The organism is Trichocoleus sp. FACHB-262, assembly GCF_014696035.1.
In the GTDB taxonomy this organism is placed as follows: domain Bacteria; phylum Cyanobacteriota; class Cyanobacteriia; order FACHB-46; family FACHB-46; genus Trichocoleus.
In genome coordinates, this window is sequence record NZ_JACJPK010000094.1 from 1 (window position 1) to 18,159 (window position 18,159).

An 18,159-nucleotide genomic window follows, 5' to 3' on the forward strand; every position below is an offset into this window, starting at 1 on the left:
TACATAGAGGCGGTTGTCGGTGCTGGTGACCCAGTTACAGAACTGCTCCCACAGGTTGGCGCTTTCGCGTCTCTGTAGAGTGGTAGTCATGTCTGGATGAGTGCTTATTACTTAAAGTTGGATGAATCTATGTAAAGTAGGGCGAACCCCACTTGATCTATAGATTAATCACTTTGTTGAGCTTTGTAAAGTAGTTTTCTCATGTTTCTATCGCCAGTTAGAGCGATTAACCGGGAGGCCAGGCCAGCGGTCGCCCGCCGAGAATGTGCAAATGCAGATGGGGAACGGTTTGACCCCCATCTTCCCCATTGTTAATTACAACTCTGTAACCGTTTGCTAAGCCTTCTTGCTCTGCCACGCGCTTTACAGTTAGTAATAAATGCCCCATCAATGCATGATTCTGCGATTCTGCATCTGCAAGCTTGGCGATCGGCTCTTTGGGAATCACCAGGATATGGACAGGCGCTTGCGGATTCACGTCTCTAAAGGCAAGGGCCAAGTTGTCTTCATAAACAATATCCGCTGGAATTTCGCGGCGGATAATTTTGCCAAAAATCGTGTCTGTTTCGCTCATAGCCAGAATTTCTTGAGGTTAGCTGCAATTTTAAGGGGCGATCGCAACATCAGCATGAAGAATCCTCGAATTTGAGTGACTGAATCAATCTGGCTAGTAAATAGCAAGTGTTTTCAATCGTTAGTAAAGGCGAACCCGAGCATGTTGGTGTATAGGCGATCGCGGGCATTCTACGGCTAGAAGTCTCAGGTATGACCGAGTGCTGGCCAGGATTTGGAGTGCATCCCTCGTCGGGATTGATGCGGTGAAGGTTGGAGTCGAGGTGGATGTCTCCGGTGGGCTCCCAGGCATTGTCTTGGTAGGTTTACCTGGCACTGAAGTGCAGGAGTCGCGGGAACGAGTCAAAGCAGCCCTAAAAAACGCGGGCTACGCCTTCCCTATGCGAAAGATTGTGATTAACCTCACACCAGCCGATCTGCGAAAAGAAGGCCCCAGCTTCGATTTGCCCATTAGTGTGGGAATCATGGCTGCCTCTGAGCAGGTGAGTGCAGAACTGTTGGGCGATTATTTGTTTCTAGGGGAAGTCTCGCTAGACGGTAGCCTCAGACCTGTGGCTGGCGTATTACCGATCGCGGCAGCAGCACAACAAATGGGAATCACAGGCTTAGTTGTGCCTGCGGGCAATGCCCCCGAAGCAGCCGTAGTCAAAGGTTTAGCAGTCTATGGCTTTCAGAATTTAGCGGAAGTGGGCAACTTCCTCAACCAGCCTGAGCAGTATCAGCCTGTGCAAGTAGATGGTCAGGCAGCATTAGCGCGATCGCGTTACACCGGACAAGACTTAAACGAGGTCAAAGGTCAAGCTCATGCCCGTCGCGCCTTGGAAATTGCCGCAGCGGGTGGTCACAACTTAGTTTTCGTTGGCCCTCCCGGTAGCGGTAAAACCATGCTGGCTCGTCGTTTGCCTGGGATTTTACCGCCATTAACTTTCGCCGAATCACTCGAAGTCACTCAGATTCATTCGGTTGCGGGCTTGCTCAAAGAACGAGGTTCCTTGGTTAGCGATCGCCCCTTTCGTAGTCCCCACCATTCTGCCTCTGGTCCTTCGCTCGTAGGCGGTGGCAGTTTTCCTAGACCTGGGGAAATCTCACTGGCGCATCGTGGAATTTTATTTCTTGACGAATTAACAGAATTTAAGCGAGATGTTCTAGAGTTTTTGCGGCAGCCGCTAGAAGACGGACATGTGACGATTTCTCGGACGCGGCAGTCGGTGTCTTTTCCCGCCCAGTTCACCCTGGTTGCTAGTACTAATCCCTGCCCCTGCGGTTACTTTGGGGACACAATTCAGCCTTGCACTTGTTCGCCGCGCCAACGGGAGCAATATTGGGCAAAACTCTCTGGCCCGCTGATGGATCGGATTGACCTGCAAGTGGCGGTAAACCGCCTGAAGCCAGAGGAAATTACTCGGCAACCCTTGGGAGAAGCTTCCGCCAATGTGCGGGAACGAGTGCAAGTAGCTCGCGATCGCGCCCAAGCCCGATTTGAGGTAGAACCCAGCCTGCGCTGCAACGCCGATATGCAGAGCCGTCACTTAAGAAAGTGGTGCGTACTCAATGACGCTGCCCGCAACATTTTGGAAGGAGCAATCCGCAAGCTGGGCCTTTCTGCTAGAGCCACCGATCGCATCTTGAAAGTCGCTCGCACGATCGCGGATTTGGCGGGGGAAGAACAATTGCAAACGCATCATGTGGCAGAGGCGATTCAATACCGGACGATCGACCGGATGCAATAGCTGGGTGTAACACAGGGTGCTGTCACTAATTTCGCGGATCTCGCTAAAAATTTAGGAGTAATGGTCATGTTCAAGCAAATTCTTCATCCTCAGGGTAGCCGAGTGGTGGTGGGTGGCTATCACCGCGATCGCCAAGATAACCGCGATCGTCGTTATGCTCGGCCCCGCAATGTGAAGCAGAATAGCTTGCCCAAGTTTGTAGATCTGCGGCAGCACATGACCACTGTAGAAAACCAGGGCGAGATAGGAAGCTGTACAGCTAACGCGATCGCTGGAGCTTATGAGTATTTGGCTAAGCGACTTACAGGGCAAAACCACGATATTAGTCGCTTGTTTATCTACTACCTAGCTCGCAAATTTGATGGCTGTGAGCAGGAAGATAGCGGCGCAACTTTACGTCGGGGTATGAAAGTGTTGACCAAGTATGGCGCTTGCTCTGAAGCGGCTTGGCCTTACGACATTGAAACTTTCTGTGACGAACCCCACGACGATGCTTTTCAAGAAGCGGCTGAGCATTTAATTGATGAGTACGATCGCATTGATGTTGATTTGCATGCGATGAAAGTCTGTTTGTCGGAGGGCTACCCCTTCGTGTTCGGCTCCGACATCTTTCAGTCTTTTGAAGATTTAGATCATCGAGGGCATGTGAATATGCCACTTCCTAGCGAAGAAAACTTGGGCGGTCACGCGATGCTCGCTTGCGGCTACTCCGATAAAGACCAAGTGTTTCTGGTTCGCAACTCTTGGGGCACCGATTGGGGCGACAAGGGCTACTGCTACATCCCCTATGAGTACTTGACCAATACAGATTTGACGGGCGATTGCTGGACTCTGCGCCGCGCCAACAACCTCGATTTCTCCGAAGACATCAGCAGCAGCTACGAAGAAGGCTTCTCCTTCTTTAATGCTCTGATCGAACTCCTCACAGGTACAGAAGTGCCAATGGACGAAGGAGAGTATGAGGATGAAGAGTCAGAGGAATTAGAAGAATACCACGAGGATGAAGAATCCGAGGAAGAACTAGAAGAGGATGATGAGGAGTACGAAGACGAAGGAGCTGAGGAAGAGGAACTAGAGGAGGATGAGGAATCTGAAGACTCTGAAGATGAAGAACTAGAGGAGGAAGAGTTAGAAGAATACGAAGACGAAGAAGCTGAGGAAGAGGAACTAGAGGACGAAGAAGAATACGAAAAAGGCGAAGAAGACGAGGAAGAGGAAGAGTTAGAGGACGAAGACGAAGAGTTAGAGGAATCTGAGGAGGACGAAGAATACGAAGACGTAGACTCTGAAGATGAAGAACTAGAGGAGGACGAAGAATACGACGAGGATGAAGAATCTGAAGAAGACGAGGACGAATTAGAGGATGAGGAATCTGAAGAGGACGACGAATACGACGAGGAAGAGTATGAGGACGACGAAAAGGAATAAGGGCGATCGCCTACTCGCACCCTTGAGTCACTAATTTTTTCAATTTAGGGACTTGCAAAACTCAAATCGTTCGTACTAGACTAATATTCCGCCGAGATACGCGAGCGGTTGAGGGCAACGCCTTCAAGTCACCTAGCCCCCATCGTCTAGAGGCCTAGGACACCTCCCTTTCACGGAGGCGACGGGGATTCGAATTCCCCTGGGGGTATAAAAATAAAAAGGAGCTGCAACCATGCAGCTCCTTTTTTGTAATTGCAAGTTGCGGGTTGAGATAGCGCTAAAATATGACGGTTGTATTCTGCGACACGGGCTTTGATTGAGCGTTATACCCTGCCTGAGATGGGCGAACTCTGGACGGAGGCTTACAAACTCAAAACTTGGCTACAGGTAGAGATAGCAGTTTGTGAAGCCCAGGCTGAACTTGGATATATTCCGGCTGAAGCAGTTGAAGAAATTAAAGCAAAGGCGAACTTTGATCCCAAGCGGGTGCTAGAAATTGAAGCCGAAGTTCGTCACGATGTCATTGCCTTTCTGACCAATGTGAATGAATATGTCGGCGATGCAGGCCGTTACATTCACTTGGGCTTGACTAGCTCCGATGTGCTCGATACCGCCCTAGCACTACAACTCGTGGCTAGCTTGGATGTGCTGTTAGGTCAGCTCGAAGCTTTAATCCAGGCGATTCGTTACCAGGCACAGCAGCACCGCGACACCGTCATGATCGGGCGATCGCATGGGATTCATGCCGAACCGATCACCTTTGGCTTTAAGCTAGCGGGTTGGTTGGCAGAAGTGTTGCGGAATCGCGATCGCCTAGTCCGTTTGCGAGATGACATCGCAGTGGGCAAGATTTCTGGCGCTGTCGGCACCTACGCCAACATTGACCCGCAAGTAGAAGCGTTGGCTTGCCAGAAGTTGGGCCTGAAACCAGACACGGCTTCAACTCAAGTTGTTTCTCGCGATCTCCACGCCGATTTCATGCAAACCTTGGCGCTGCTGACGGCCTCAATCGAGCGGTTTTCGGTGGAGATTCGCAACTTACAGCGGACCGATGTGCTAGAGGTCGAGGAATTTTTCGCGAAAGGTCAAAAGGGTTCTTCTGCCATGCCTCACAAGCGCAACCCGATTCGCTCGGAGCGCTTGACTGGCATTGCCCGCATCATCCGGGGCTATGCGGTAGCAGCGATCGAAAACGTAGCGCTGTGGCACGAACGTGATATTTCCCACAGTTCTGTGGAGCGGGTAGTCTTCCCAGACGGCTGCACCCTCACCCACTTCATGCTGGTAGAAATCACCGAGCTAGTGAAGAACTTGCAGGTCTACCCCGAAAACATGAAACGCAACATGAACCTCTACGGTGGGGTTGTGTTTAGTCAGCGAGTCCTTCTGACGCTGGTGGAGAAAGGCATGAGCCGGGAAGAAGCCTATGCCACGGTGCAATCTTGCGCTCACACAGCTTGGAACAAAGCGGATGGTAGTTTCCACGACTTGATCGCCCAAGATCCAAGGGTTACGCAGCACTTGTCCCCAGAGGAAATCGAAGAATGCTTCAATCCTCAACATCATCTGCGCCATCTGGATCACGTCTATCAGCGCTTGGGAATTTAACTAGAAAGCTTAAACCGTAGAGTGCAGAGTTGCTGTAGTAGCTCTGCATTTTTTCTAGCTGGATATTCTAAGAGAGAAAATTAGACAGGGCAAAGTTTTTGAAGCAGATTCATCAACTGCTGCCCATCTTCTGGGTAACTGACGTACTCGCGATCGCCCACCTGCATGTCCTTGACTTCCAAATCCACGCTATACCGTTCAGCAATTACAACGATCGGTGTGTCCTTGGCAATCCCTGAAGTTGTACGAATCCGCCGTCCTGTCCCAACAGCCTCCTCAATCGATTGCCTAAACTGGTTGAGCAGAATCAGCTCTGGGCAATGAAATCCGCCCATCATCCGCTCGATCGCATCTTCTGCATCTAAAGCGATGATGACCCGGTAGCCTTGGTGGTTGAGGTTGTGCTTTAAGAGGGGCCGTGTTTCGTCATCGGGTTCCACCACCAAAATAATTGGGGAGCTATCTTGGGTTGATGACTGAGCACCGTTAGACTCCTTGAGTAACAAATAAGCTTTGCCCTTTTGTGGATGCAACTTGCTCAAGTGAGAGGGCAGATACAGGAGAGCTACTGTCGCCTTCTAACAAAATCAGGTGATGCTGGGAGTCTACTCTCAGCTTTTGTTGCTGCTGAAATTGCCTGAGTAGCCGGGTGATGGTGACTCTAGTCGTGCCGCAAGCGATCGCCAAGTCTTCATGAGTCAGACGCACGCTCAACCGAGTCCCCCCGGTCACAGACTGTCCTACTTCCTGCTTTAACAACTGCAACAAAGTGTACAAGCGATCGCTGACTCGGAGTTGCCCATAAACCGTTAGCAGCAGCTCAGTTTGCTTGAGCCGTTGGCTAATTTGGGGCAGCAGCCGTTGCTGTAGCTCCGAGGAGGCAGCAAAATCGGTCAGGGGAATGCACCATAACTGCGTATCCGCTAGGGCAGTAGCTTCATAGAGCGTAAGCGCAGTCAGACTAGGGCCGAAAGGCGCTGAAGCCCCCGCTAAGCCAATCAATATTTCTTGGCCCGTCTGCGAAAAAGTGGTTAACTGCACCAATCCCGAGTGCACTTGCCAAATTCCTTGCAGACTTAAAGGAATTGTTTCTCCCTTGTGGTAGGTCCGCAACGGATAGCTCAGGTTGGGGCTATGGTCAGACGGCTGGCGATCGCTGAGGTAGCGCAACAGCCAGCGCAGCATTGGGGGTTGGTTGGCATCTGGCTGACTCACTTCCACCAGAATGCTTGCATTAAAAGTGGTCCCTTGATATGGCTGCAACTGCACCTGCCATTCATGTTTCCAAGGTCTTTGTTGGAGCCGCTGTAGCTCAGTCTGAAACTGTAGCCGAGCCTCTGGAGGCACAAATGCCGTCAGTAAGCGACCTGTGAGAAAAGAAGGTGGGAGGTTTAGCAACTTGGTAGCAGCCTGGTTGGCTTGCTGCACCACTCCAGCGGCATCTGTAATCAAACAGGCATCGGGAATAAATTCCAACAACTCTTGATATCGTTGGCGTTCAGTTGCAGCGCTTTGGCTTGCCAATAATAATTGCTGGTTTTGCTCGCTCAGTAAATCGGCTGCCACTTGAAGCCGCTCAGAGGCAATGCCTAATTCTTTCAGAGCAGAGGGTAATAGAGCGGGCGATAAGGTAGTGGAGGCGCTGATGCCTTGATATAAATCGCTCAAGCGATTAGACATCGCTGCAACCTGTCGAGAAAATGTGGTTGCATTCATGTTGTAGGCACCATTTGGGGGGATTTGGTCAGGTCAGCAACCGTGATCATTAACTCGTCAATATCAACAGGTTTTACTAGATACCTGCGAAAGCCGACAGCTAGGGCTTGTGCTTGGTCGCTCTTGCGGTTGTAGCCAGTCAAGGCGATCGCAGGAATTTGAACTTGTTGTCTACTCTCTAGGGCTTTGACTTGCTGCATCAGGCAATAGCCATCCTCGCCGGGTAGGGCAAGTTCGCTGATCAGTAAATCTGGTTGGATATCTTGCAAAATTGCCAGTGCTTTACAGGCCGAAGCTGTAGCAATCGTCCTGATGCCATAGGCTGCAAACAACACGGTGAGCAGGTGTCTAGAATCAGGGTCATTATCAACAACTAGCACTTGCAACTGTTTCATCAACCTTGGATGACGCATTGTCTCCAGAGGCCTGGTCTTAGTGGAGAAGGCATAGCCAAACTCGGCAGATAGGGGGCACATATCGTTCTGCTCCAAAGACGAAAGCAGTTGGTTGTTTGACTTGATGAGTATAGGTTTTGAGAAGAACTTAACTTTTTTCTGAAAAACTGCGAAGCTGATGAAAAGGGTAAATTGCTGATTAATAACATTGGGTCGTTACAAACCTTAATGCTATTTTCTCTTAGCATAGGGCGATCGCTGAGAAGATTCAGTACGATTTCGTACGAACAAACTGCTGGCTCGGTTTCTACATGAATCCTTAAGGATTGCCGAGGGAGAGCTAGGAAGTTTTAGCGCTTCTCAGTGCGATCGCCGACTTCCCAAAACTCCTCAGTCAACTTTGTACCTTTTGACACAAAGTAACTCTCTTAATGACAAGGGCTGTTACCGGAGTCTGAAAAGCTCTTGCCAGCTTCGGAAATAAAGCGCCAATCGTAGCGCGTTGGATGCAAGGTCAACTTTAAGACGCCATAGGTATCAGCATTTCGCACTTGGCTATGGGGTTGAATCTCGCCCAACTCATAGTGATTTTTACCCCCAGTTCCCACCACAAACTGACGTATACCGCGATCGGGGTCTAGCTTGCCCTGCGGAGTTTGGGGAGCAAAACGCTCATAGTGGTGGTCATGCCCTGCCAGGACAACATCTGCGCCCGCAGCGGCAAGCGCTTGCCAAAAAGCCTGAGTGTCAGAATTGTTGCCATGATGCCCCGATGAGAAGCGGGGATGATGCCAATAAGCTAAGGTGCATTTCCGAGGGTGCGCTGCCAAGTCTGCTTTGAGCCATCGCTCTTGGGGCGAGCCTGTACCACAGCCTCCCACCTCCGAGCAGTTAGAATTGAGCGCAATTAGGTGCCACTGCCCAATGTCGTAACTGTAATAACCCCGCTGCGGACTGCCTGCGGCTGCCCCAAAGTAGCGATAATAGCTGGCAGCGCCCGGCTCTTCATATTCGTGATTGCCTACCACGGGCCGAGTAATCGACTTGAGCCTGCCCCAGCTAGGAGCATAGGATTTCTGAAAGGCTTCGGCACTGCCTACTTCGTACTGCAAATCCCCAAGAGGCAAAACGGCAGTTAAACCTTCGTTGCGCAAAAGTTGGGCTGTTGCCTGCATGCGGCAAGTTGTGGCGGTTCCTCGTCCTCCGTTAAAGTTGGGGCTGTCCGGATCGCAGGCAATGTCCCCCGCCGCGGCGATCGCTGGAGCAGTTCCTGGAGCTCTAGTTCCTGTCACTCTATTAGATTGCGTAGATTGCGTCTGCTTCACCTGATTGGCAACCCAATAACTCCCCGATGCCAATCCCACAGCTAGAAGCACCACCACAACTGGACGCATAATTCCCTATTTCACTTGAGCGGAGAAGGCATAATCGTAGCCTTTGAAGTTTGAGTCTAGCTCCAAGGTGTACTCTCCGGTAGCAGGAAGTTCGCCAGTCCAGTTTTGGCGATTTTCATCATAATTCCCGGAAATCAAAGGCTGGCCTGTAGGAGTCAAGATGTTGGGGAAGACATCTTTTTGATTCGTAACGGTTAAGGTTTGGCCTTGATTAGCTCGCAATACATACTTGTGGCTCCCAGTACCGACAAAGCGATCGGCGATCGCTACCGTTCCACCTGCTTGAGGAAGCGCAATCCGGGCTTTCTTTTGGTTGCAGTTGCTCTCAGTCCGATTTTTGGCGACCCAACCCGCAACTTCATTGCCATCCGTTGACCTGATCTGAAACCAACCATCTTTTTCAGCTACTACCGAAACCCAAGCGCCATTCTTGAGGGTGCCGACCACGTTATCAGATTGCACTTCTGGGCCAGAACGAATATTTAGAGGGGGGTTGGGATCAGCCGCGATCGCTTGAGTCACAACGCAGTTTTCCACCTGTACCGCTGGCTCATTATCCTGAGCACTATTATCAGGAGAAGATTTGAGGGGTTGGGCCGTCACGGGGGGAGCGGCTGCGGGGCTAGAGCCTGGAGCGGCTGGGGTTGTAGTGGCTGTCGGGCTAGGGCTCACTGCTGTTGAGTCCGTTTCGGGGGCTGAGGCGCAGGCAACACAGACCAAGGACACCAGCGTGAGCAGACCAGTTCCAAGCATTCTGTGAAATTGAGGAGACATATAAATGAAATCCGTAGAGGGGTTGGATAGAGCAGTTTGGGTTAAGGTTTTACGGAGTCTCAGGGTTAGAACTCAACCAACCGATGCAGCTCAGTTGAGTTGGACTGAGAAGGCATAATCATAAGGTTGCGATCGAGAATCGAGCTTGAGCCTGTAAGTGCCACTGAGCGGTAGTTTGCCTGTCCAGCGCGTAGTCTGACTGCGATCGCTTGTCTCACCTAGGGAGGTGCCGTCTGGAGCCATGATGCCTGGTAAAGGACCGAGCCCGCCAGTATCAATTGTGAGAATTTGTCCTTGCACTCCGTTCAGTAAGTATTGGTGAACTCCTGAGCTGGCAAAACGGCCAGCCACAGTAGCGGGGCGGTGATTGGCAGGGAGGGTAATCGACTTAGTTTTGTTGTCGTAGTTTCCACCTGCATGGCCCTGTCGCTCAATGGTGGCCTTTACCACTGGTGTTAACTTCTCTTTCCAAAAGCGAATCTCCGGAAACCCATTCACTTGGCTCAGGACATCTTGCCAGCGCTGCTCTTGGAAGGCTTGTTGCGCGGCTTGAAAGCGAGTTTCTGCCTGTTGCCAATCTTGTTGCCACTGGGCGATCGCGAGTTGAGCTTCGGCGTAGGCAATGCTGTTTTTGGAAACCGCTTTGGCCAAAGCCATTGCCACCTCTAAATTGCCTGCTTGGTATTGCTCAGTGGCTGTCGTTAATAAAGTCGGGCCAGCATCTACAGGCTGGGTCGCGCTAGCTGGAGTAGCAGGTCTGGGAGCAGGGACACCATTGGTCGTGGGGCAGCTGGTGATCGTCAGTGACTTATAAACCCACCCTGCAATCGGAGCCTTGGTTTGCAACCACTCATTTTGTTCCATTAAGACAAAGAGGCGGGTGCCATTGGTGAGTTGGCCCACAACATTATCTGAGGCGACCACTGGGCTAGCTCGTACATTTAAGGGTGGCGTCGGATCACTAACGAGTGTGATGCAACTTTGCGACTGAATCACCTTTGCAGAGGCCTTTTCGGATACCCCAATAGCTGACCCTGTGGAATTAGCGCTGGAATTTACTGTAGGAATCGAGTTTTTGTGCACCATATAACTGATGGCTGCTAAGGTTGCGATCGCCGCTATCCCGCAGCCCACCCAAACGGGAAGCTTTTTCATATCTAAAATGCTGCTGTGATACACCCGAATCAGATTTTCTCAAAGAAGTGCGATCGCCCCCGATACAATAAAGCAATGGCACCTCCGACTCGAAAACAATTTGGTCAACATTGGTTGCGCAGCGATAAAGCTCTCAACCAAATTATTAAAGCGGCAGCTCTAGCACCGAGCGATCGCGTACTCGAAATTGGTCCTGGCACAGGCATTTTAACGCGGCAATTAATACAACAAGCTCAATCAGTTGTAGCGGTAGAAATTGACCGAGATTTGTGCGCCCTCCTAGCCAAGAAATTGGGACCAAAGGAAAACTTTTTGCTACTTCAAGGGGATTTTTTAACGCTAGATTTAGAGGCTCACTTAACGCCTTTTCCACAGTTTCAAGCCCCCAAAAAAGTCGTTGCCAACATTCCCTATTACATTACTGGCCCCATTCTAGAAAAGCTGTTAGGCAATATCGCTCAGCCTGCTACCTCACCGCTAGAATCGATTGTTTTATTGGTGCAAAAAGAAATTGCTGATCGCTTGTGTGCCAAACCCGGTTCTAGAGCTTATGGCGCATTGTCTGTTCGGGTGCAGTATTTGGCTGCGTGTGAGTTCATTTGTGATGTGCCTGCTAAGGCTTTTGAACCACCACCGAAAGTAGATTCGGCTGTAGTGCGCTTACGCCCCCGACCGACAGAACCGCCCGCCCGAGATCCCAAGCAGTTGGCTAGCTTGGTCACAATGGGCTTTGCCACGAAGCGCAAGATGTTGCGAAATAATTTGAAAAGTGTGATCGATCGCGATCGCCTGACTCAATTGCTGGAACAATTAAACGTGAACCCACAAGCCCGCGCCGAAGATTTGAGCGTAGCTGAATGGGTGGCTTTAAGTAATTTGTTGACACCTGCATGCGCTCCTACTCCTTAACTGCCGCAGCCAAAATTAATCTGCACCTAGAAATCATTGGCGACCGCCCAGATGGGTTCCATGAGTTGGCGATGGTGCTTCAAAGCGTTGACCTTTGCGATCGCATTGATTTGCGCCCACTTTCTACGGACCAAATCCGAGTACATTGCAACCACCCGGAAGTGCCTGTCGATCAGAGAAATTTAGCTTACAAAGCTGCTGCGCTGATGGCCGCAGAATTTCCTGACACCTTTGCTCAGTATGGTGGTGTAGAAATCAATATTCACAAACAAATTCCGGTTGGCGCAGGCTTGGCAGGGGGGTCAACCAATGCAGCGGCAGTGCTGGTCGGGTTGGACTTGATGTGGCAACTAGGTCTCACTCAGTCAGAACTCCAAGAGTTGGGGGCTCGCTTAGGCTCAGATGTGCCTTTCTGCGTTGTTGGCGGCACCATGCTAGCGACAGGCCGTGGCGAAGAACTCGCGCCTCTACCAGACCTGAACCAGATCTATGTGGTTCTGGCTAAGTACCGCAGCCTCTCAGTTTCTACTGCTTGGGCCTACCAAACCTTTCGGCAACAATTCGGGCATGCTTATGTGTCCAATGTCCAGGAACTAGAAACTCGCAGGCAGCGCGTCCATTCAGGGCCGATGGTAGCGGCGATCGCCCATCGCAACAGCACCGAGATTGGGCAGCGCCTCTACAACGACTTAGAGCGGATCGTGTTGCCAGAGTATCCCCAAGTGCAGCGTTTACGAGAGCAGTTTCAGCAGCAAGGCGTACTAGGCACGATGATGTCTGGTTCTGGCCCTACCGTTTTTGCCCTCACCGAATCGCAAACACAAGCAGAGCAAGTCCGGGAGCGAGTACAAGCGGCGATCGCAGACCCAGATCTAGAGCTTTGGGTAGCTCCGCTTACCAATACCAGTATTCGGATTGCCTCTTCCCGCCCGGTTTAATCTGCCTGCTCCTTAGTTTTACAGGAAGAATTATGGCTAACCTCACGCCTCCCCCCAAGTCCAACTCAGCTTCCGAAGCTCAGGCTCTCCCTGGTCCCTTCCGTTGTCTGAGCGGTGCTTTGATCTCGGGTAGTCTTGCCTTTGCTGGCTATAAACTCACGATGTCAATCGCCACTACCTTTGCCGCCAAACCAATTCACTCGGACAATGCAACCGTGCTCAATATCGCTTCTGCCGTCCGAACTCTAGTAGTTGGGGTGGTAGCCCTAGGTGCAGGTGTGTTTGGCTTCGCGGCGCTCGGCCTCCTAGCCTTAGGCGTGCAAGTCGCGATCCAACGATTCAGCCAGCCTCATCCCCCTGCTGATCCTTCCTAAGGCAAGTCAAGAGACGAAGAGCTTTTGAGTTTTTTGCAATTCTTATCATTCCCCAGACTTTTCCCCACGGTTTCCACAGCCTTTCCACAGAAACAGCCTAGTTTTTCCACAGGTTAGGAGGAGTTTTCCACAGGCTAAGTATGTAGAACCGTAGCTTTGAGCCAATTTGGGGATTTTTCAGTTAACCCCCTCTGGAAATGAGAACGCCTAGATTCTTGTAAAGTAAAGTAACGACAAATACCCTCAAAAGCCTATTCTCTCGTAAATCTTTTTTTTATCTGAAGGCGATCGCAACATTTCGAAGCATTGACAACCCTCCCCCCTGATAGCGCAAAATGATGCGACCCACTTAAATGCAACGCGGAGTTCTGATGGTCGCAGTTGGAGCTTGTAGCAGTTGCTGAGCGCGCTAGCTTCACCCGAAACCTGATGCTTCCACATCAGAGCGTGGGTGAAAGGTGTTCCCGTAAGCTAGATCGGCGCTGCTTTCTGCTGTAACCCTTTTGCCGTCAGACAGGTACTAATCCGCATCCTATCCATTTCACCTTGGTCCAAGTAGAGGTCCTAATGAACGCAACCGTCAGCATCCTGGCAGAAATTCCTGAAGCCCTTCACGAATCTCTGTCTCACTATCTCGAATCCCATCCTGATTGGGATCAAGACCGTGTTTTTTCGGCAGCTTTGTCGCTGTTTCTACTCCAAAACGGAGATGGCGATCGCCGAGCCGCTCGTGTTTATCTCGATACTTTGTTTAAACATCCGGTTTAAGTTCCGATTGGGAGCTCCCACTTCAGCCCAGCTCGGCTGAATTTGGGCCAAGCTTGATACTGACTACTGCAAAAATTTAATAGTTGATTTCAAGACCGCTATTTTGTCCAGCCTGTGTCTGCTTTCCTGCTCAACCAAACCCTATAAGCTTTTAGCTGCGTTAAGATAGGGCTTGGTATTAAGCAACGAATCATTCTCTACATCCACGACTATGCAGCTCAGGCTGGAGCGGCTTTATACCATCAGGGACTTTGGCTATTTCAGGTGCCACTACCCGTTTAATAGTTTTCACTTTGGTTTGATGGGCTTGATGTAATCGTTCCCTAACTTTAGAGACGATTCGGTGCCCAATGGCGGCAAGATGACCAAGTTTAAACTTGGTTATAGTAGACGAACTTACCTTAATTCACAAGTTCATATGGCGGTTAATCCTGCTCCGGTTGCTGTTTCTAGGCCAGCAGCGCAGAACATGCCAGCTCTCAGGCGGGTCTTGGAAACCATTCGTGCTGATAGCTGTCCCTACTCTTTCAACTTCCACATGCACACGGCCCATTCCGATGGCCAATTGCAGCCTGAAGACTTAATCGAACAGGCGATCGCGGTCGGTCTAAAAGGTTTGGCTATTACCGACCACCACAGTGTCAGCGGTTACCGCATCGCACAGCAATACTTAGATGATTGGAAGTGGCGGTCAAGCTCCATGAGGAGTACTAGCAGCAATACTTGTCAGTCTGTGCCTTATTTATGGACAGGCGTAGAAATTAACGCCGATCTCCTAGGGATTGAGGTCCACATTTTGGGCTACGCTTTCGACCCCGCTCATCCCTGCCTGCAACTTTATCTGCAACACCGAGCCGTTCAAGGCAACGCCTACCAAGCAGCAAATGTTATCACTGCCATTCAAAAAGCTGGAGGTTTAGCAGTGTTGGCGCATCCAGCTCGCTATCGGCGATCGCCTGTAGACCTCATTCAAGCGGCGGCTCATTTAGGGATCGATGGCATTGAAACTTACTATGCCTACAACAACCCTAATCCTTGGAAGCCCAGTCCTAGCCAAACCGAGCAAGTTCAGAAGTTAGCGATTCACCACCAGCTTTTAAGTACCTGTGGAACCGATACCCACGGCCTAAACTTACTACAGCGCCTGTAATTCTAAATTTAATCACTTTTGCTGAAGCACTGGAGATAGCGACTTAATAGACTACCTCTCAGTAACTTCTGCAATTTTATAATTTGAAAAGTCTGCTTGTAAAAATCAAGAAGTGTAAAGTTTTCTTATCTCAAGGCTCCGCTTTGGAGCGCTACTAGTCCCACAATCCCAATACTGCTAACGACCAAAAGTAGACCCATCGAGAGCGATTGACCTAGATGATTAGAAGTTTTCATGGTTGTCTCCACGTCTAAGGAATTTTACTGAGAATATCAGCCCTTCTCAGATTGAGACATAAAATGACGAAAACTTAATCTAAATCAATCTAAGTTAAAAATAACGGAAGCTTTAGCTCATTAATTTTTAACTTTTGCAACTAACCTGAAATTCCACAGTTTTCATTTCGTTAAGCCATGCTCAAGTGCGTACCGGACTAGTTCAGTACGGCTGTTGGTTCCAGTTTTACTGAATAGACGGCTGACGTACTTTTCTACATTCCGCACACTCGTGTCGAGGCGGCGAGCGATTTCTTTGTTCATCAATCCCTCAGCAACTAGGTCAAGCACACTCTGTTCACGCGGTGTAAAATCGACTGGGATCGGAGCAGGAGTCGCCGAGATCGCGTTTCGCTGCGTCAGGAGGGCTTTAATTTCAGCAATCTGGCGAGCCATATCGGCAATATCTGGAGTTTCTCCATCTTCTGTGCCAGCCCTAGCGGTTCGACGTCCTAGCAAATTTTCCACGATCGCGACTAGTTCATCGGGGTCAAAAGGTTTGGGCAAATAAGCATCACAGCCTGCTTGATATCCCTGAATGCGATCGCTGGTCATGCCTCTAGCAGTTAGGAAAACTACTGGCAGTGCCTTAAAGCGGGCATCTTCTCGCATTTGCTTCAGGAACTGGTAGCCATCTACTTGCGGCATCATCACATCGGAGATCACCAGATCAGGTAGCTTTTGTTGTAGTAGTTGCCAACCCTCCTGAGCATTGCCAGCAACGTCTACAGCAAAACCACTGTCTTCTAAATAAGCTTGCACTGCTTCCCGCAAACCAGGTTCATCATCTACCAACAGCACCTGTCCCGCCATCAATCGTCACCTACTATGTAGCATCAATCATTTTCTTAGCATTTGCCCTTAAAAGTCTCTACCGAGGGCAAGAAATTCACCGTATTTATGGCTTTGAACAACAATCCAGAAGGTTAATTGATGAGTTTGAGCTAGTTCAATTAATCTTAGAAATCGCTATAACAAATGATCAAATTACACTTTGGAAAGCACTAGATCTGGATTACTTGAGTTGCACTTGAATTCTTGAGTCGCACTCAAATTATAGGCCGTTGAGTAGGACAGATCAGTTCTCAGTATGCTCTAATCATCATTTCCGCCTAGATTCAGCTTTGAATCTCAATACGATCCTTTATAAAAAAAACTAGTACTTCACTCAGTAACTAGCACTTCTGCTTCCATAATTTCTTTACCGCTGCCCCAAGGTGTCATCCAAATGATTAAAGTTCTACAAGCCCCTACTGATCCGGTTCTAGTTAGACAAAAATTCTCGATTGTAGGGACGACCTCTCCAGAAAATGCTGGCAAAGCTATCGGCTTAACTATCGACGACCAGATTAAAACTTCCGGGCCAGTTGTGGGTGCAGATGGAGCTTGGCGAGTTGAGTTCGTCTTTTTACAACCTGGTAATCGTCAGCTAGAAGTGGCGATCGCGAATGAAAGCGTAGATGTGCCGATCGAAGTAGTAGCCGAAGCGGTTAAACCGATCATCTCGCCCCGCCTGCGTTTTGCTCCACTACCTCAAAATGTCCGTGCAGAAGAAGCTTTTATTCTGCGCGGCTTTGCGGATTCTTACCAAGAAGGGGATCAGCTAATTCTTAGAGCTGACAAAACGATTGAACTGGCTCGACCACGGGTGCAGGCAGGCCAGTGGCAAGCGAGTTTGCTATTTCACGGTTCTGGTAAACGCCTAATTGAAATCATTGGCTCTGACCAAGACCGCGCTCAAACCACTTTGGAAGTGCAGCCTGCGGCATTACAAGTGCTGCCCCGTAGTATTTGGACGAGTAAACCAACTCCTTCAGATGTGGCTAATCTGCAACCTCGGCGGATTACCATGCATCACACCTTTGTTAGCCCCACCTTGTCGCCTAATGCCAATCAGAGTCAAGAAATCCAACGGATGCGGCAGCTTTGGCAAAGCCATGTCGGCGGGAATGGCTGGAGCGATATTGGGTATCACTACGTAATCATGCCCAGTGGCAGAATTTACGAAGCTCGCTTTGAACGGAAACGTGGAGCCCATGACGTGATTAATGACGGTCTGGGAATCGCCTTTGATGGAGTTTACACCAGCGCCACCATCAGTCCTGCCCAGTTTCAGTCTGCTGTTGCTCTGTGCACGACCCTATGCAAACGCTATGGCATTGATGACCCGGTGAAACTTGTGCCAACGCCTACCAATGCCTTTGGGATTCGTCAGCTCCCCCGGATTTGTGCCCATCGCGATCGCGTGCAAACAGAATGTCCCGGTTCTGGAGGAGGCCGAACAATACGCCTAGAAGAAATTCGTCAAGCAGTCAGACAGCGCCTGTAACTGGAATGCCTTTAGATTGAATTCTAAGATTTGAATCTGAGAAAGGTACACCTAAACTCTCTCAAATTGCCCTTCACCCCACTAGCAGCAAAATTATGCCTAAAGTTGTGATCGGAGTGATGGGACCTGGGTCTGAGGCAACTGCCCTAGACCTACAAAATGCTTATACAGTCGGTCAGTTGATTGCTACAGAAGGGTGGGTGCTACTCACGGGTGGACGCAATGCTGGCGTAATGCATGCTGCGAGTCAAGGCGCCAAACAAGCAGGCGGACTAACGATAGGAATTTTGCCCAGCGCTGACAGGGCAGCAATGTCAGAGGCAGTCGATATTCCTGTCTTGACGGGCATGGGGAGTGCCCGCAACAACATTAATGTGCTCTCTAGCCAGGTGGTCATTGCCTGTGGCATGGGCGCAGGAACTGCTTCAGAAATTGCCTTAGCCCTTAAAGCTCAGAAAAAAGTGATTTTGTTAAATAAAAATGTTTCTAGCCAAACCTTCTTTAAAGGTCTGGCTCCTGGATTAGTATCTGTCGTAGAGCAGCCAATTGCAGCGCTTGAAACAATTAAGGCTTTTTTGAGTGATAAAGATCACGTAAATAGAGCACTGGAATAAATCTAATCAGCGGGCAAATTAGGCTGAGC

Annotated in this window: 18 protein-coding genes and 1 tRNA gene; 11 read left to right on the forward strand and 8 right to left on the reverse strand. The window is 50.0% G+C overall.

Annotated elements, in window-relative coordinates; genetic code table 11:
* Positions 1-226: 226 nt before the first annotated feature.
* The gene (locus H6F68_RS21920; RefSeq protein WP_190435052.1) at positions 227-574 is read right to left on the reverse strand and encodes a histidine triad nucleotide-binding protein; all 348 of its coding nucleotides are present in this window, start codon (positions 572-574) and stop codon (positions 227-229) included.
* Between the two features lie 199 nt (positions 575-773).
* Here H6F68_RS21920 and H6F68_RS21925 point away from each other — a divergent pair, with 199 nt between their 5' ends.
* The 4 genes from H6F68_RS21925 to purB all read left to right on the forward strand — a co-directional run bounded on the left by H6F68_RS21925 (position 774) and on the right by purB (position 5,339).
* A complete protein-coding gene (locus H6F68_RS21925) occupies positions 774-2,303 on the forward strand; it encodes a YifB family Mg chelatase-like AAA ATPase (RefSeq protein WP_190562292.1) in 1,530 nt (509 codons plus the stop codon).
* A 66-nt stretch (positions 2,304-2,369) separates the two neighbouring features.
* Positions 2,370-3,731: a C1 family peptidase gene (locus H6F68_RS21930; protein WP_190562294.1), complete on the forward strand. Its 1,362-nt coding sequence runs from the start codon at positions 2,370-2,372 to the stop codon at positions 3,729-3,731.
* Between the two features lie 135 nt (positions 3,732-3,866).
* Positions 3,867-3,939 (forward strand) — tRNA-Glu (locus H6F68_RS21935).
* Between the two features lie 83 nt (positions 3,940-4,022).
* On the forward strand, positions 4,023-5,339 hold the full coding sequence (gene purB, locus H6F68_RS21940) for an adenylosuccinate lyase (protein ID WP_399314846.1): 1,317 nt from the start codon (positions 4,023-4,025) through the stop codon (positions 5,337-5,339).
* Positions 5,340-5,419: 80 nt separating this feature from the next.
* Here purB and H6F68_RS21945 read toward each other — a convergent pair whose 3' ends face one another.
* From H6F68_RS21945 to H6F68_RS21970, 6 genes are all read right to left on the reverse strand, one after another.
* Positions 5,420-5,872 (reverse strand): response regulator transcription factor, encoded by a 453-nt coding sequence (locus tag H6F68_RS21945; protein WP_190562296.1) that lies wholly within the window; start codon positions 5,870-5,872, stop codon positions 5,420-5,422.
* Positions 5,826-7,055, reverse strand: coding sequence for a helix-turn-helix domain-containing protein (locus H6F68_RS21950; protein ID WP_190562298.1), 1,230 nt, complete (start codon positions 7,053-7,055; stop codon positions 5,826-5,828). The genes H6F68_RS21945 and H6F68_RS21950 overlap by 47 nt, the downstream gene beginning before the upstream one ends.
* On the reverse strand, positions 7,052-7,531 hold the full coding sequence (locus H6F68_RS21955; RefSeq protein ID WP_199300241.1) for a response regulator: 480 nt from the start codon (positions 7,529-7,531) through the stop codon (positions 7,052-7,054). The genes H6F68_RS21950 and H6F68_RS21955 overlap by 4 nt, the downstream gene beginning before the upstream one ends.
* 347 nt (positions 7,532-7,878) lie before the next feature.
* Complete coding sequence (locus tag H6F68_RS21960) at positions 7,879-8,844, reverse strand: metallophosphoesterase (RefSeq protein ID WP_190562300.1); 966 nt, start codon at positions 8,842-8,844, stop codon at positions 7,879-7,881.
* Between the two features lie 6 nt (positions 8,845-8,850).
* Positions 8,851-9,618 (reverse strand): SH3 domain-containing protein, encoded by a 768-nt coding sequence (locus H6F68_RS21965; protein WP_190562302.1) that lies wholly within the window; start codon positions 9,616-9,618, stop codon positions 8,851-8,853.
* 90 nt (positions 9,619-9,708) lie between these two features.
* A complete protein-coding gene (locus tag H6F68_RS21970) occupies positions 9,709-10,773 on the reverse strand; it encodes an SH3 domain-containing protein (RefSeq protein WP_190562304.1) in 1,065 nt (354 codons plus the stop codon).
* 75 nt (positions 10,774-10,848) lie between these two features.
* Between H6F68_RS21970 and rsmA the strand changes: the two genes are divergently transcribed.
* The 5 genes from rsmA to H6F68_RS21995 all read left to right on the forward strand — a co-directional run bounded on the left by rsmA (position 10,849) and on the right by H6F68_RS21995 (position 14,912).
* Positions 10,849-11,682 carry a 16S rRNA (adenine(1518)-N(6)/adenine(1519)-N(6))-dimethyltransferase RsmA gene (gene rsmA / locus H6F68_RS21975; RefSeq protein ID WP_190562306.1) on the forward strand — a complete coding sequence of 278 codons (834 nt, stop codon included), beginning with the start codon at positions 10,849-10,851 and terminating at the stop codon, positions 11,680-11,682.
* Positions 11,664-12,620: a 4-(cytidine 5'-diphospho)-2-C-methyl-D-erythritol kinase gene (gene ispE, locus H6F68_RS21980; protein WP_190551221.1), complete on the forward strand. Its 957-nt coding sequence runs from the start codon at positions 11,664-11,666 to the stop codon at positions 12,618-12,620. The genes rsmA and ispE overlap by 19 nt, the downstream gene beginning before the upstream one ends.
* A gap of 32 nt (positions 12,621-12,652) precedes the next feature.
* Positions 12,653-12,994: a DUF3082 domain-containing protein gene (locus tag H6F68_RS21985; RefSeq protein WP_190435022.1), complete on the forward strand. Its 342-nt coding sequence runs from the start codon at positions 12,653-12,655 to the stop codon at positions 12,992-12,994.
* A gap of 567 nt (positions 12,995-13,561) precedes the next feature.
* Positions 13,562-13,762: a DUF2811 domain-containing protein gene (locus tag H6F68_RS21990; RefSeq protein WP_190435020.1), complete on the forward strand. Its 201-nt coding sequence runs from the start codon at positions 13,562-13,564 to the stop codon at positions 13,760-13,762.
* 418 nt (positions 13,763-14,180) lie between these two features.
* Complete coding sequence (locus H6F68_RS21995; protein WP_190562308.1) at positions 14,181-14,912, forward strand: PHP domain-containing protein; 732 nt, start codon at positions 14,181-14,183, stop codon at positions 14,910-14,912.
* Between the two features lie 398 nt (positions 14,913-15,310).
* Here H6F68_RS21995 and H6F68_RS22000 read toward each other — a convergent pair whose 3' ends face one another.
* Positions 15,311-16,000, reverse strand: coding sequence for a response regulator transcription factor (locus H6F68_RS22000; protein ID WP_190435018.1), 690 nt, complete (start codon positions 15,998-16,000; stop codon positions 15,311-15,313).
* A 415-nt stretch (positions 16,001-16,415) separates the two neighbouring features.
* Between H6F68_RS22000 and H6F68_RS22005 the strand changes: the two genes are divergently transcribed.
* On the forward strand, positions 16,416-17,516 hold the full coding sequence (locus tag H6F68_RS22005; protein ID WP_190562310.1) for a peptidoglycan recognition family protein: 1,101 nt from the start codon (positions 16,416-16,418) through the stop codon (positions 17,514-17,516).
* A gap of 95 nt (positions 17,517-17,611) precedes the next feature.
* The gene (locus H6F68_RS22010; RefSeq protein WP_190562312.1) at positions 17,612-18,130 is read left to right on the forward strand and encodes a TIGR00725 family protein; all 519 of its coding nucleotides are present in this window, start codon (positions 17,612-17,614) and stop codon (positions 18,128-18,130) included.
* Positions 18,131-18,159: the final 29 nt, after the last annotated feature.